Annotated in this window: 10 protein-coding genes; 3 read left to right on the forward strand and 7 right to left on the reverse strand. The window is 66.5% G+C overall.

Annotation, left to right across the window (positions count from 1 at the left end):
• Positions 1 to 25: 25 nt before the first annotated feature.
• Positions 26 to 709, forward strand: coding sequence for a response regulator transcription factor (locus tag V9L21_RS17280; protein ID WP_337313902.1), 684 nt, complete (start codon positions 26 to 28; stop codon positions 707 to 709).
• A gap of 3 nt (positions 710 to 712) precedes the next feature.
• Here V9L21_RS17280 and V9L21_RS17285 read toward each other — a convergent pair whose 3' ends face one another.
• From V9L21_RS17285 to V9L21_RS17300, 4 genes are all read right to left on the reverse strand, one after another.
• Complete coding sequence (locus tag V9L21_RS17285; protein WP_337313904.1) at positions 713 to 1,537, reverse strand: undecaprenyl-diphosphate phosphatase; 825 nt, start codon at positions 1,535 to 1,537, stop codon at positions 713 to 715.
• An 81-nt stretch (positions 1,538 to 1,618) separates the two neighbouring features.
• Positions 1,619 to 2,290: an aspartate/glutamate racemase family protein gene (locus V9L21_RS17290; RefSeq protein WP_337313906.1), complete on the reverse strand. Its 672-nt coding sequence runs from the start codon at positions 2,288 to 2,290 to the stop codon at positions 1,619 to 1,621.
• A 14-nt stretch (positions 2,291 to 2,304) separates the two neighbouring features.
• Positions 2,305 to 3,222, reverse strand: coding sequence for a transporter substrate-binding domain-containing protein (locus V9L21_RS17295; protein ID WP_337313908.1), 918 nt, complete (start codon positions 3,220 to 3,222; stop codon positions 2,305 to 2,307).
• 57 nt (positions 3,223 to 3,279) lie between these two features.
• Positions 3,280 to 4,614 carry an aspartate aminotransferase family protein gene (locus V9L21_RS17300; RefSeq protein WP_337313910.1) on the reverse strand — a complete coding sequence of 445 codons (1,335 nt, stop codon included), beginning with the start codon at positions 4,612 to 4,614 and terminating at the stop codon, positions 3,280 to 3,282.
• Positions 4,615 to 4,760: 146 nt separating this feature from the next.
• Here V9L21_RS17300 and V9L21_RS17305 point away from each other — a divergent pair, with 146 nt between their 5' ends.
• Positions 4,761 to 5,627, forward strand: coding sequence for a MurR/RpiR family transcriptional regulator (locus V9L21_RS17305; RefSeq protein WP_337313912.1), 867 nt, complete (start codon positions 4,761 to 4,763; stop codon positions 5,625 to 5,627).
• A gap of 114 nt (positions 5,628 to 5,741) precedes the next feature.
• Complete coding sequence (locus V9L21_RS17310; RefSeq protein ID WP_337313914.1) at positions 5,742 to 6,107, forward strand: SPW repeat protein; 366 nt, start codon at positions 5,742 to 5,744, stop codon at positions 6,105 to 6,107.
• Positions 6,108 to 6,118: 11 nt separating this feature from the next.
• Here V9L21_RS17310 and V9L21_RS17315 read toward each other — a convergent pair whose 3' ends face one another.
• The 3 genes from V9L21_RS17315 to V9L21_RS17325 are packed head-to-tail and all read right to left on the reverse strand — an operon-like array spanning position 6,119 to position 13,916.
• The gene (locus tag V9L21_RS17315; RefSeq protein ID WP_337313915.1) at positions 6,119 to 7,561 is read right to left on the reverse strand and encodes an efflux transporter outer membrane subunit; all 1,443 of its coding nucleotides are present in this window, start codon (positions 7,559 to 7,561) and stop codon (positions 6,119 to 6,121) included.
• A gap of 8 nt (positions 7,562 to 7,569) precedes the next feature.
• Positions 7,570 to 10,812, reverse strand: a complete 3,243-nt coding sequence (locus V9L21_RS17320; RefSeq protein ID WP_337313917.1) for an efflux RND transporter permease subunit — start codon at positions 10,810 to 10,812, stop codon at positions 7,570 to 7,572.
• Positions 10,809 to 13,916 carry an efflux RND transporter permease subunit gene (locus V9L21_RS17325; protein ID WP_337313919.1) on the reverse strand — a complete coding sequence of 1,036 codons (3,108 nt, stop codon included), beginning with the start codon at positions 13,914 to 13,916 and terminating at the stop codon, positions 10,809 to 10,811. The genes V9L21_RS17320 and V9L21_RS17325 overlap by 4 nt, the downstream gene beginning before the upstream one ends.
• Position 13,917: the final 1 nt, after the last annotated feature.

A 13,917-nucleotide genomic window follows, 5' to 3' on the forward strand; every position in this document is an offset into this window, starting at 1 on the left:
GTCGCCGCTTCAAAATGTCGAGCAAATGTCAACTTCCTACCCGGAAGCCGTTGAAGCCGTTTCTCTGAGCCCGACGCTCGTCGTCGAGAACGATCCTTCGATGCAGGAACGTTTTCGCTACATCCTGTCGACGCTCGGATGCGACGAGCCCCAGATCGTCTGGACCGAGAACGGTGAGACGGCGATGCAACTGCTCGAGAGCCAGCGCTTCGGTGTGGTTCTTGTGGACATCGGCTTGCCCGACGGCAGCGGGGTCGACCTCATCGACTGGCTGCAGGCCCACCAACCGCAGGTGCCCGCCGTTGCGGTTTCCGCAAAGCGCACCGACGAAACCATTTTTTCAGCGCTGCGCACCGGCGCGGTGGCCTACCTGCTGAAGGAACGCGACGATCTAGAGCTCAGCATCGGCCTGCGCAGCATCGAGCAAGGCGGCGCGCCTATCGACACGGCCATTGCGCGGCGCATCCTGGCGTGGGACGCGGGTCACGCGGCCGATTCACCGGCCGATCCGGACACGACGCTGTCGCTGCGCGAACGCAAGATGCTCGAGTTGGTGGTGCAAGGGCGCAGCTACAGCGACATTGCCGAAACGCTTTCGGCGCCCCGGCTGGCGCTGGAGTGCCGCACCCGGGGCATCTACCGGAAACTGGCACTCGGCTCGCGGGCCGAAACGGCGCACGCGGGCGGCGAAGATTCCTTTTCGCGCTGAGGCTTACTCCGCCCAGACCACCATGCCGGTCCATGCGGTGGCCAGCACCACGATGCCAAAGGCAATGCGGTACCAGGCAAAAGGAATGAAGTTGTGCGTGCTGATGTACCGCAGCAGCCAGCGCACGCAGAGCCACGCGCTCAGGAACGAGAACACCAGCCCCACCGAGAACAGCGGAATGTCGGCCACCGACAGCAGCGCGCGCTCCTTGTAGAGGCTGTAGGCCCCGGCGCCGATGAGCGTCGGAATGGCAAGGAAGAACGAAAAATCGGTGGCTGCCTGGCGCGACAGGCCCAGCAGCATGCCGCCGATGATGGTCGAGCCGCTGCGGCTGGTGCCCGGAATCATCGCGAAGCACTGCACCAGGCCGACCTTGAGCGCGTCCCACATCGTCATGTCGTCGACATGCTCGATGCGCACCGAGCCCGGCGGCCGTTTTTCGGCCCAGAGAATGATGAAGCCGCCGATGATGAAGGTACTGGCCACCACCACGGGGGTGAAAAGATGCGCCTTGATCATCTTGCCGAAGATCAGGCCCAGCACCACGGCGGGAAGAAAGCCGAGCACCACGTTGATGGCCAGACGCCTGGCCTTGGGCTGCCGGGGCAGCGCCACCACGGTGGAATGGATCTTCTGCCAGTACACCAGGATCACCGCGAAGATCGCGCCCGTCTGAATGGCAATGTCGAACACCTTGGCCTTGGCGTCGTCGAAGCCGAGCAGCGAGCCCGCAAGAATCAGATGCCCGGTCGACGAGATCGGCAGAAACTCTGTCAGCCCTTCGACGATGCCCATGACAGCGGCCTTCACCAGCAAAACGATGTCCACGCTTACTCCTTTAAAGAGCGCCAATTATGGCGAGGCATCGAGTCAGGCCGGGTTCAGGCGGCCCCGTGCGGCTGCGGGCTTTTATCGGCGGCCCTGCCCGGAGCGCGCCCGCAGCGCCCGCACGGCGCTGTCTACGGTGGTCAGCACCGGCAGGCCGCTGGCCTGCTCGCAAGCGACACGGGCGCGCGCCATGCTGAACTGCGCCAGCGCAATGCGCGTGCAGCCGCGCTCGCGCAGGGCCTTTGCCTGCGCGGCAATCAGGGCGTCGTGCCGCGCGGTATCGCCGGCATTCAGCGCGTCGAGCGCGCCTTTGGCGAGGGCGGGCTCCAGATCGATGCCGGGCGGAAACTCCGGGGGCATCGACACCAGCGTGGCCGCAAAGGTTGCAATGAGGCCGAGCCGGCCCTGCCCCTGGTCTTGGTCTTGCGCCTGCACGGCCTCGGCCACCATCGCCTCGTTGGGCTTGAGCACCGGAATGCCCGCGTGCCGCTTTGCTACCGCCTCGATGCAGGGGCCGAAGGCCGAACAGGTGAAGAGAATGCCCTGCGCGCCGGTGTCGACGGCGTACTGCGCAAGCCGCTGAAAGCGCTCGTGCATTGCGGCGTCAAGCCCCTGGCCGCCGCGCGCCAGGTCGGCCGAGAGGCTATCGTCCAGCAGGTTCATGCGCTCGGCCTCGGGCCAGTCGCGCTCGAAGGCGGCATTGATGGGCGCAACCGAATGCGAAAGCGCGTGGATCAGGGCGATGCGGGTCATGCGGGAAGCGGCTGTCAGATGCCCTTGGACGACGGATTGGCAAAGGCCTCCTTCGTCTCGGCGTTGAGCGGGTAGTTGATGTTGATGCCCTTGGGCGGAATGGGCGACATGAACCACTTGCCGTAGAGCTTTTCCATTCCGCCCGACTTCATCATGCCCGACACCACGCGGTCCACCAGCGCCTTGAAAGCCGGGTCGTCCTTGCGGAACATGAGCGACTGATTCTCGGTGCGCAGGCTCTCGCCGGTAATGACAAAGTCCTTCGGGTTGCGCGCATTCGCGATCTGGCCGGCCAGCAGGATGTCGTCGAGCACAAAGGCCTGCGCCCTGCCGCTTTCCACCAGCAGGAAAGAGTCGCTGTGGTCCTTGCCGCCCAGGTTGTTCACCTCGAGGTTGCGGCCCTTGTCGGCCTCGCGCAGCAGGCGGAACGACGTGGTGCCGGTGGTGGTGACCACCGTCTTGCCCTGCAGGTCGGCAATGCTCTTGATGCCTGAATCGGCCTTGACCAGCATGCGCACGTTGTAGCGGAAGATGTCCGGTGAAAACGCCACCTGCTTCTGGCGCTCGACCAGGTTGGTGGTGGAGCCGCACTCGATGTCGACGGTGCCGTTCTGCACCAGCGGAATGCGGTTGGCCGAGGTCACGGCCTGGTATTTGATTTCGATGGCCGGCAGCTTCAGCTCGGTCTTTACCGCTTCGACGATGCGGTTGCAGATCTCGATGCTGTAGCCCACCGGCTTCAGGTTGCCGTCGAGGTAAGAAAAGCCGAACGACGACTCGCGGTAGCCGAAGGTGATGGCGCCGCTCGCCTTAATCTTGGCGAGCGTGTCGTTGTTGTCCTGGGCCTGCGCGGCCGTATGCGGCAACAGCAGGGCAAAAACCGCCGCGAGAGCGGCAGCGCCAAAGAAAACCGACAGACGAAGTTTGGGCATGAAAGCGCTCCTTGGAACGGGCGGGTTGAAAAAAAGCGAAGGAAGAAAGATCAGCGGTCAGCGCCTAGCAGCACTCGTCGCGGCGTCGATGGAATCCGCAAGGCGCGTTGCGATTTCCCGCAGGTCCGCACGCGTGGCGATGAAGGGCGGCGCCAGCAGCACGTGGTCGCCCTTCCGGCCATCGACCGTGCCGCCGAAGGGGTAGCACAAGAGGCCGCGCGCCATGGCGTCTTTCTTGATGGCCGCATTGATCTTCAGCGCCGGATCGAACGGCGCCTTGTTTGCGCGGTCGGCCACGAGCTCGATGCCCCAGAAGAAGCCGCGGCCGCGTATGTCGCCGACATGCGGGTGCCCGCCGAGGACATCGGCCAGCATGGCGCCGAAGGCCGCCCCGTCTTCGCGAACCTTGGCAACGAGACCGTCGCGCCGGATCACCTGCTGCACCGCGAGCGCCGCCGCGCAGGCCATCGGATGCCCAAGGTAGGTGTGGCCGTGCTGGAAGAAGCCGCTGCCTTTGGACATGGCATCGACGATCTTGCGCTGCGCCAGCACCGCGCCAATCGGCTGATAGCCGCCGCCAAGGCCCTTGGCAATGGTCATGAGGTCGGGCACCACGCCCTCCTGCTCACAGGCGTGCAACGTTCCGGTGCGGCCCATGCCGCACATCACCTCGTCGAGGATGAGCAGCACGCCATATTTGTCGCACACCGCGCGCACGGCCTTGAAGTAGCCCGGCACCGGTGTGAGCACGCCGGCCGTGGCGCCGCCCACTGTTTCGGCCACCAAGGCGATCACGCGATCGGCGCCCTGCGCAACGATGGCAGCCTCGAGCTCGCCCGCGAGGCGCAGGCCGTATTGCTCGGCGCTTTCATCGGCGCGTTGCTCGCGGTAGGGGTAGCAAGGCGCGACATGCGTGGCCGGCACCAGGATGGGCGCGAACGGTTCGCGCCGCCACGCGTTGCCGCCCACCGCAAGCGCGCCCAGCGTGTTGCCGTGATAGCTCTGGCGGCGCGCGATGAAGTGCGTGCGCTGCGGCTGGCCAATCTCTACGAAGTACTGCCGCGCCATCTTGAGCGCCGCTTCCACCGCCTCGGAGCCGCCGCTCACCAGGTACACATGGCTGATGCCTTCGGGCGCCGATGAAATCAGCTCGTCGGCCAACTGCTCGGCCACCTCACTGGTGAAGAAGCTGGTGTGGGCATAGGCCAGCCTGTCGAGCTGCGCATGCATGGCGGCCAGCACTTCGGGGTGCGCGTGGCCGAGGGACGACACGGCCGCCCCGCCCGATGCGTCGAGGTATTCGCGCCCTTCGGCGTCGCGGATGAACATGCCCTTGGAGCCCGCGGCAACGGGCGGGCTTTGGCGAAGGTGACGATGAAAGACGTGCGTCATGGTGGCGGGTGGCAGCGAGATGGCGGATTCGTATTTGGAACTAACGTTTCGACAGATTATTGTTTGGAACATTTGTTCCGTCAACTATCCCGCCGTTCCATGTCCGGTACATTCGTTCCAACAGCAGCTGCCAAAGAGACACCGCCATGGGCGCCAGAGACCAGATCCGCCAGCGTTTCAACGAACTGAGCCCCGCCTTGCAGCAGGTGGCGCGCTATGTGCTGGACCATCCGAACGAAGTAGTGACCGCATCGATGCGCAACGTAGGCACGCGCGCGCAGAGCACGCCCGCCACGCTGGTGCGCTTTGCGCAGCACCTGGGCTATGCGGGCTGGCCGCAGCTGAAGGAAGCCTTTGCCAGCGACATGGGCCTGGGTACCGAAACCTACGGCGGGCGCGCCAAGCAGCTCATCGGCCGCGCGCAGGACAGGAGCCTCACGGGGGAGATGTTCGAGGTGCAGCGCCGCAACCTGGAGGCCACGCACCAGCAGAGCGAGCAGGCGCTGCAAAAGGCCTGCGCACTGATCGAGAAGGCGCCCGCGGTGCACGCGGCGGGGTTCAGGGCCTGCTTTCCTATCGCGTTCTCGTTCGTCTATGTGTACCGGCTCTTTCGCGCCAGCGTGCACCTGGTCGACGGCCAGGGCGGCTCGCTCGAAATGCAGCAGCGCGCCTTTGCCAAGGGCGACGCGCTGGTGGTGGCCAGCTTCATGCCCTACTCGCGCGAGGCGCTGCAGGTGGCAGAAGCGGCCAAGGCGGCGGGCTGCCGCATCGTTGCCATTACCGACAGCGTGGCTTCGCCGCTGTCGCTGCTGGCGGACGAAACGCTGCTCTTCACGATCAACAGCCCCTCTTTCTTTCCCTCGGTGGCGGCCGGCGTGGCAGTGACCGAGGCGCTGGTCGAACTGCTCGCGAGCCGCGCGGGCAAGCCGGTGATCCGGCGCATCGACCAGGCGGAGGCGCAGCTGTTCGAATCGGGCGCGTACCTGGTGCCGCCGGTGGCGCGCGGCAGCTAGAAAAATAGGTGCGGCCAACCAATCGCATGCTGCGGTGCCGCATTGCGGAACCCGTGCAAAACCGCCCGGTCAAACAGCTGTTGCAGCTTTGTGTTGCGACAGGAGGTAATGACCATGAAGCAAGTGAAACACTGGCAAGACCCGGTCAACATCGTTCTGGGTGTGTGGCTGGTCGTCTCGCCCTGGGTCCTGGGTTTTCAGGACGTGACCTTCGCGATGTGGAGCACGGTATTGACCGGTATCGCACTGGGCGCCGTGGCGCTGGGGGCGACCCTGGTTCCGCGTGCCTGGGAAGAGTGGACCGAAGGTGCGCTCGCCATCTGGCTGGCCGTATCCCCCTGGGTGCTCGGCTTTGCCACTGTCGAGAACGCGATGGTCAACGCAGTGCTCGTGTCCGCGGCCATCCTGGTGCTCGCGCTCTGGGTGCTTGTGACTGACAAGGACTACCTGGGCGGGTCGATGGACCGTCACGCGCACTGACGGCACGTTGACTACGTTGCCCCTGCCTGCCAGCCGCCGCCGAGGGCTTGAATGAGCGCCACTGCGGCGGTCTGGCGATTTACAAGCAGCTGCACCAGCGTGCGGCGTGCGTTCAACGCGGCGGCCTGCGCAGTGACCACTTCGGTGTAGCTGACCTGGCCCGCGCGGTAGCGATTGAGCAACTGCTGCTCGGTCTTGTCGGCCGCGGCCGAGGCTTCGCGCCGCAGGCCTTCCTGCTGCGCCAGCGCGGCACCGGCGGTGAGCTGGTCTTCCACGGCCTGGAAAGCGGTGAGCACCGTTTGCCGGTAGCGCGCCACGCTGGCTTCGTGGCCCGCCTTGGCCGAATCGACGCTCGCGCCGATGGCGCCCGCGTCGAACACCACCTGCGCCACCGAAAGGCCGAGCGCCCACAGCGTGTTGGATGCGTTGAACAGGTCTTTCACGCGGCTTGCGTTGCCGCCCACCGAAGCGCTGAGCCCGAAGTTCGGAAAGTACGCTGAGCGCGCAATGCCGATCTGCGCGTTGGCGGCCGCCACCGCGCGCTCGGCCGCCGCGATGTCGGGCCGCCGCTGCAGCAGCGTCGACGGCACGCCGGTCGGAATGCCAGGCACCGTGGGCGTCCACTGCGCAGCGGGCAAGCTGAAGTCGGCTGGCGCCACGCCCACCAGCATGGCAATGGCGTGCTCCAGCGTGGCGCGGGTGCGCTGCAGGCCCACGCGCTCAGCCTGGGCGCTGACGAGTTGGGTCTGTGCCTGCAGCACGTCGGTTTGCGCTGCAATGCCGGCCTTGTAGCGGTTGCTGGTGATCTCGAAGGCGCGCTGGTAGCCCTCGATGGTCTGGTCGAGCAGGACGATCTCGGCATCGGTTTCGCGCAGCGAGAAGTAGTTGGTGGCCAGGTCGCCAATGGCCGAAAGGCGCGCGGAAGCCAGGTCGGCTTCGCTGGCCTCTGCATTGGCCTGCGCGCTGCTCACGGCTTGCCGCAAACGGCCCCACACATCGGGCGCCCAATCGACACCCAGCGTTGCGGCAAAAGTGCTGGTTGCGTTGCTGGTGCTGCCGGCATTGCCGCTTCGCCTGCCGCTGCCGTCGAGCGATACCGTCGGGAACAGCGCGGCGCGTTCTCCGCGCACCAGTGCCTGGGCCTGCGCGTAGTTGGCCACGGCCGCGGCAATGTTCTGGTTCGACACCTGCACGCGGGCAGCCAGTTCGTCGAGCGTGGCGTCACCGAACAGCTTCCACCATTCGCCGCGGTCGAGCGCATCGGCCGGCGCGGCGGGCAGCCAGCCTTCGGCAGCCTTCTGCTCTTTCCATTCGACAGGAGCGGCCGAGCTTGGCACCTGGTACGTGGGGCCTACGGCGCAACCGGCCACCATGGCGGCCAACACGAGTGCGGACAGCCTGCCGGGCAGATGCGAGCGAATGCGTTGTCGTTGTTTCATGGCAGGTTCGTTCATTCTTCTGTTCATGTCGGCGAGCTTGCGGCACGGCTCAGGTGGCGCTCGTTGCCGGAGCGCCGGCGAAGCTTGTCGAGCAGCACATAGACCACAGGCGTTGTCAGCAACGTAAGCAGCTGGCTCGCCACCAGGCCGCCGATGATTGCCACGCCCAGCGGCTGACGCAGTTCGGAGCCCTGGCCGAAGCCGATGGCCAGCGGCAGCGCGCCGAGCGCGGCGGCCAGCGTGGTCATGAGAATCGGCCGGAAGCGCAGCAGGCATGCCTCGCGCACCGCTTCCACGGCCGAGATGCCGCGCGCGCGCTCGGCCTCGAGCGCAAAGTCGATGATCAAAATGGCGTTCTTCTTCACGATGCCGATCAGGAGGAAGAGCCCGATCAGCGCAATGATCGAAAACTCCATGCGGAACAGCAGCAGCGCCAGCACCGCACCCACGCCCGCCGAAGGCAGAGTGGTGAGCACGGTAATCGGGTGGATCAGGCTCTCGTACAGCACGCCCAGCACGATGTAGATAACCACGATGGCCGCCACGATGAGCGCCAGCTGCTGCCCTTGCGATTGCTGCGCCGCCAGCGCCGTGCCCTGGAAGCTGCCGCGCACATTCACGGGCATGGCAATGTCCGCCTCGGCCTGCGCAACGATGCGCCGCGCATCCTGCAGCGTGACGCCCTCGCCCAGGTTGAACGAGACGGTGCTCGCGAGCTCGGTGTCCTGGTGGTCGATGGAGCTTGGCACCGCCCGCTCGCTCACCTTGGCAATGGCCGAGAGCGGCACCATGAGCGTGGTGTTGGCCGCCAGCGCCTGGCCCGTGGAAGCGGTGCGCAGCCCCGGATTGGCCGACGTGGTGGTCGATGTGCCGGTGCTCGCGTCGGTGGTGTTGGCAAGCGAGCTCACGGTGGTGGTGCCGCTCGCGGTGGTGCTGCTGGTGAGCGTCGAAGGCACGTACAGGTCCTTCAGCACCACGGGCGCGCGCTGGTAGCGCGGCGCCCACTCCATGATGACGGAATACTGGTTGAGCTCGTCGTAGATGGTGGCGACCGAGCGCTGGCCATAGGCGTTGTAGAGCGCGTTGTCGACCGCGCTCGAAGTCACGCCAAGCCGCGCGGCGCTGTCGCGGTCGACGTCGACGAAGGTTTCCACGCCGTTGTCGGCCTGATCGCTGTCCACATCGGTGAGCGCGGTTTCCTGGCGCAGTCGGTCGGCCAGCTTCGCGGTCCAGGTGCGCAGGTCGGCAAGGTTGTCGCCCTTCAGCGTGTACTGGTAGGTCGAATTACTCGAACGCCCGCCCATGCGCAGGTCTTGCACCGGGCTCAAGAACACGCGCAGCCCGGTCAGCTGGTTGAGCTGCGGCCGCAGCCGGTTGACGACCGCTGCGGTCTTTTCGGTGCGCTGCGAGAGTGGCTTGAGATTGACGAACATGAAGCCGCCGCCGGAGCGGCTGCCGCCCGCAAAGCCCACCACGGAATCGACGGCCGGGTCCTTGTGAATGATGTCGACCGCCTGGCGCAGCTTTTCGCTCAGCGCCACCGACGAAATGCTCTGGTCCGCGCGCAGGCCCGCATTCAGCTGTCCGTTGTCCTGCTCGGGGAAGTAGCCCTTGGGAATGGCGGCGAACAGGTAGAAGTTCAGGCCGACCACGGCCAGCAGCACCACCATGACCACGGCCTTGCTCGCAAGCGCCCAGTCGAGGCTGTGCGCATAGGTGCGCAGGCTCCACTGGTACACGCTCTCCGACATGCGCGCCAGGCGCCCCGGCGGCTTGGCATCGGGCTCCTCGGGCTTGAGCAGCATGGCGCAGAGCATGGGCGTGGTGGTGAGCGATATGACCAGCGAGATCAGCACCGACACCGACAGCGTGACCGCGAATTCGCGGAACAGCCGGCCGATTTGCCCGTCCATGAACAGCAGCGGAATGAACACCGCCACCAGCGAGAGGCTGATCGACAGCACGGTAAAGCCCACCTCGCGCGCACCGCGCAGCGCGGCTTCCACGCGGCCCATGCCGGCCTCGATGTGGCGGCTGGTGTTTTCGAGCACCACGATGGCGTCGTCGACCACAAAGCCGGTGGCCACCGTGAGCGCCATCAGGCTCAGGTTGTTGAGGCTGTAGCCCAGCAGGTGCATCACGCCGAAGGTGCCGAGCAGCGACACCACCGTGGCCACCGCCGGAATGATGGTGGCCCGCGCCTTGCGCAAGAAGAGGCCGACCACCAGCACCACCAGCGCAATCGAAATCATGAGCGTGGCCTCGATCTCGCGCAGCGAGGCGCGGATGGAGTTGGTGCGGTCCGAAGCCACTTGCACCTCAATGTCCTGCGGCAGCTGCGCGCGCAGCTCGGGCAGCAGTTCGCGCACGCCGTCCACGGTTTCGATGATGTTGGCGCCGGGCTCCTGCGTCACCAGCACGATCACCGCGGGCTGGCCGTTGAAGAGACCCAGCGTGCGCGTGTTCTCCACGCTGTCGATCACCCGCGCCACGTCGCCCAGCCGCACGGCCGCGCCGTTGCGCCAGGCAATGACCATGTCGCGGTACTCCACGGCGTGGCGGCCCGGCGACGGCGTGTAGATCTGCAGCCGGCGGTCGTCGTTCTCGATGGCGCCCTTGGGCCGATTGGCGTTGTTGGCCTGGATGGCAGCGCGCACGTCTTCGCTGCTGATGCCGAAGCGGTTGAGCGAGAAAGGTTCGAGCTCTACCCGCACGGCAGGCAGCGAGCCGCCGCCGATCTCGACCTCGCCCACGCCTTCCACCTGCGAGAGCTTCTGGCTCACGATGTTGGACACGGCCTCGTAGATCTGCCCCGGCGTGCGCGTCTTGGAGGTGAGCGCCAGGATGGCAATGGGCGCAGCCGTCGGGTTGCGCTTGCGGTAGGTCGGGTTGCTGCGCAAGGTGGCCGGCAGGTCGGCCCGCGCCGCGTTGATGGCCGCCTGCACCTCGCGCGCGGCGCTGTCGATGTTGCGCTTCAGGTCGAACTGCAGGCTGATGCGGGTAGAGCCGTTCGAGCTGGTCGAGGTGAGTTCGTTCACGCCCGCAATCACGCCCAGACGCCGCTCCAGCGGCGTGGCAACGCTCGAAGCCATGGTGCTCGGGCTCGCACCCGCGAGGCTGGCGGTTACCGAGATGGTCGGAAAGTCGACCTGCGGCAGCGGCGACACAGGCAGCACGAAGAACGCCGCAATCCCGGCCAGCGCGATGCCGACGGTCAGCAAGACCGTGGCGATCGGGCGTTCGACGAAAGGCCTGGAAAGGTTCATTCGGCCACAGCCTCCCGCTTGCGTCCGAACCGGCGGCCCATGCGGTCGAAGGCCAGGTACACCACCGGCGTGGTGAAGAGCGTGAGCACCTGGCTCACCACCAGCCCGCCGAAGATGGCCAGGCCCAGCGGCCGGCGCAGCTCTGCGCCCTCGCCCCAGCCGAACATCAGCGGCAGCGCCGCGAAAAGCGCCGCCAGCGTGGTCATCAGAATGGGCCGGAAGCGCAGCAGCGCCGCCTGGTGAATGGCCTCCTGCGGCGGCTTGCCCTCGCGCCGCTCGGCGTCAATGGCAAAGTCGATCATCATGATCGCGTTCTTCTTCACGATGCCGATCAGCAAGATGATGCCGATGATGCCGATCACGCCCAGGTCGTTGCCCGTGACCATGAGCGCGAGCAACGCGCCCACGCCGGCCGAGGGCAGCGTCGAGAGAATCGTCAGCGGATGGATGTAGCTCTCATACAGCACGCCCAGCACGATGTACACGCACACCACCGCCGCCAGAATGAGCCACAGCTGGTTGGACAGCGACTTTTCGTAGGCCCCCGCCGCCCCGAGAAAGCTCATCGTCATGCTCGCAGGCATGCCGATTTCTTTTGCCGCCGCGCGAATGGCCGCCACCGATTTGCCGAGCGCCACGTTCTCGGCCGTGTCGAAGCCCACCGTGGCCGCAGGGTACTGCGCCACGTGCGTGACCTGCAGCGGCGCGGACTGCTCGCGCACCGTGGCAATCGACGACAGCGTGGTCGGCGCGCCGCTGCCGGTGCGCAGCTGCAGGTTGCCCAGCAGCTGCGGCGAGGCCAGGGCTTCGCGCTGCGCTTCGAGAATCACGCGGTACTGGTTGGTCTCCGTGAAGATGGTCGAGACGATGCGCTGGCCGAATGCGCTGTAGAGCGTGTCGTCCACCGAGCTGGCCGTGACCGACAGGCGCGACGCCGTGTTGCGGTCGATGTCGACATAGGCGGCCAGGCCCTTGGCGCCCGCGTTGGTGGTGGCATTGCGCACCAGCGGCTCGGAGCGCAGGCGCTCCACCAGCTTTTGGGCCCAGGTGTCGACGGTGTTGGTGTCCACCCCTTCGAGCGATACGCGGAATTCGGTCGGGCCCGTCTCGGCGTCGATGGTCAGGTCTTGCGTAGGCTGCAGGTACAGCGTGACGCCGGCCACGGCCCGCACCCGCTCGCGCAGGCGCTGCATGGTGGCTTCCTGGTTGCCCCGGTCGGCCTTCATGTTGATGAGCATGCTGCCGGTGTTCAGCGCCGTGTTGTTGGCGGCATCCACGCCCACCACCGAACTCACGCTGGCCACCTCGGGGTCGGCCAGGATGGCGTTGGCGGCCTGCTGCTGCAGCTCGGCCATGCGCGTGTACGACACGTCTTGCGCGGCTTCGATGCGTGCCTGCAGCTGCCCGGTGTCCTGCGTGGGAAAGAGCCCCTTCGGAATCACCATGTAGAGCAGCACCGTGAGCGCCAGCGTGGCCACCGCCACCACGAGCGTCAGCGGCTGGTGGCGCAGCACCCATTGCAGCCACACGTCGTAGCGGGCAATCACGCGGTCGAAAAAGCGCTGCACGCTTGCACCGAAGCGCCCGCCCTCTTCGGCTTGCGGCTTGAGCCAGCGCGCCGACATCATCGGCACCAGCGTGAGCGACACCACGGCGGAAATCAGGATGGTGATGGCCAGCGTAACGGCGAACTCGCGGAACAGCCGGCCCACCACGTCGCCCATGAACAACAATGGAATCAGCACCGCGATGAGCGACACCGTGAGCGAGATGATGGTGAAGCCGATTTGCGTGGCGCCCTTGAGCGCGGCCTTGAAGGGTGGATCGCCCTCTTCCAGGTAGCGCGCGATGTTTTCGATCATCACGATCGCATCGTCGACCACGAAGCCCGTGGCAATGGTCAGCGCCATCAGGCTCAGGTTGTTGAGGCTGTAGCCCAGCAGGTACATCAGCCCGCAGGTGCCGATGAGCGAGATCGGCACCGCAAGGCTCGCAATGATGGTCGCGCGCACGCTGTGCAAGAAGAAGAAGATCACCAGCACCACCATCACCACGGCCAGCCCAAGCTCGAGCTGCACGTGCGAGACCGATGCGCGGATGCCGGTGGTGCGGTCGCTCAGTACCTCGACCTTCAGCGAGCCCGGCAACGAGGCCTCGAGCTCGGGCAACTGCTTCTTGATGGCGTCGACCGTGCCAATCACGTTGGCGCCGGGCTGGCGCTGCACGTTCAGGATGATGGCCGGGTACAGCACGGGTTCCCGCTCGCCCACGCGCAGGGCGGCCCAAGCGCCCAGCTGCGTGTTCTCGGCGCCGTCGACCACGCGCGCCACGTCGTTCATTCGCACCGGCGCGCCGTTCTTCCAGGCGACGATAAGGTTCTTGTAGTCGTCCGCCGTCACGAGCTGGTCGTTGGCGTTGATGGTGTAGGCCCGCCGCGGTCCGTCGAAGCTGCCCTTGGCGCTGTTGGCGTTGGCCGCGGTGATGGCGCTGCGCAGCGTGTCCAGGCCAATGCCCACCGAAGCCAGCGCGTTGGTGTCCGCCTGGATACGCACGGCCGGGCGCTGCCCGCCCGAAAGCGACACCAGCCCCACGCCGCTCACCTGGCTGATCTTCTGCGCGAGCCGCGTATTCACGAGGTTCTGCACCTCGGTGAGCGGCATGGTTTCGGAGCTCACGGCCAGCGTGAGGATGGGCGCGTCGGCCGGGTTCACCTTGGCGTACACGGGCGGCGCCGGCAGGTCGGCCGGCAGCAGCGAGCCGCCGGCGTTGATGGCGGCCTGCACCTGCTGCTCGGCCACGTCCAGCGTCTGGTCGAGCGCGAACTGCAGCGTGACGATCGACACGCCCGCCGAGCTCACGGAGCTCATGCGGTTGAGCCCGGCCATCTGGCCGAACTGGCGCTCGAGCGGTGCGGTCACGGTGCGGCTCATCACCTCGGGGCTGGCGCCGGGGTAGAGGGTCTGCACCTGAATGGTCGGGTAGTCGACCTGCGGCAGTGCGGCCAGCGGCAGCAGCCGCAGGCCCACGAAGCCGGCCAGCACAATGGCCACCATCAGCAGCGCCGTGGCCACCGGCCGATCGATAAAAGGGCGTGAGGGGCTCATC

Source organism: Variovorax sp. CCNWLW235, from assembly GCF_037204085.1.
Lineage (GTDB): Bacteria > Pseudomonadota > Gammaproteobacteria > Burkholderiales > Burkholderiaceae_C > Variovorax.

Bases quoted from the DNA above. Each gene is read 5' to 3' on its own strand.
- V9L21_RS17280 (WP_337313902.1), top strand. From the start codon at position 26: ATGTCAACTTCCTACCCGGAAGCCGTTGAAGCCGTTTCTCTGAGCCCG.
- V9L21_RS17290 (WP_337313906.1), bottom strand. From the start codon at position 2,290: ATGACCCGCATCGCCCTGATCCACGCGCTTTCGCATTCGGTTGCGCCC.
- V9L21_RS17295 (WP_337313908.1), bottom strand. From the start codon at position 3,222: ATGCCCAAACTTCGTCTGTCGGTTTTCTTTGGCGCTGCCGCTCTCGCG.
- V9L21_RS17300 (WP_337313910.1), bottom strand. From the start codon at position 4,614: ATGACGCACGTCTTTCATCGTCACCTTCGCCAAAGCCCGCCCGTTGCC.
- V9L21_RS17305 (WP_337313912.1), top strand. From the start codon at position 4,761: ATGGGCGCCAGAGACCAGATCCGCCAGCGTTTCAACGAACTGAGCCCC.
- V9L21_RS17310 (WP_337313914.1), top strand. From the start codon at position 5,742: ATGAAGCAAGTGAAACACTGGCAAGACCCGGTCAACATCGTTCTGGGT.
- V9L21_RS17315 (WP_337313915.1), bottom strand. From the start codon at position 7,561: ATGAACGAACCTGCCATGAAACAACGACAACGCATTCGCTCGCATCTG.
- V9L21_RS17320 (WP_337313917.1), bottom strand. From the start codon at position 10,812: ATGAACCTTTCCAGGCCTTTCGTCGAACGCCCGATCGCCACGGTCTTG.
- V9L21_RS17325 (WP_337313919.1), bottom strand. From the start codon at position 13,916: ATGAGCCCCTCACGCCCTTTTATCGATCGGCCGGTGGCCACGGCGCTG.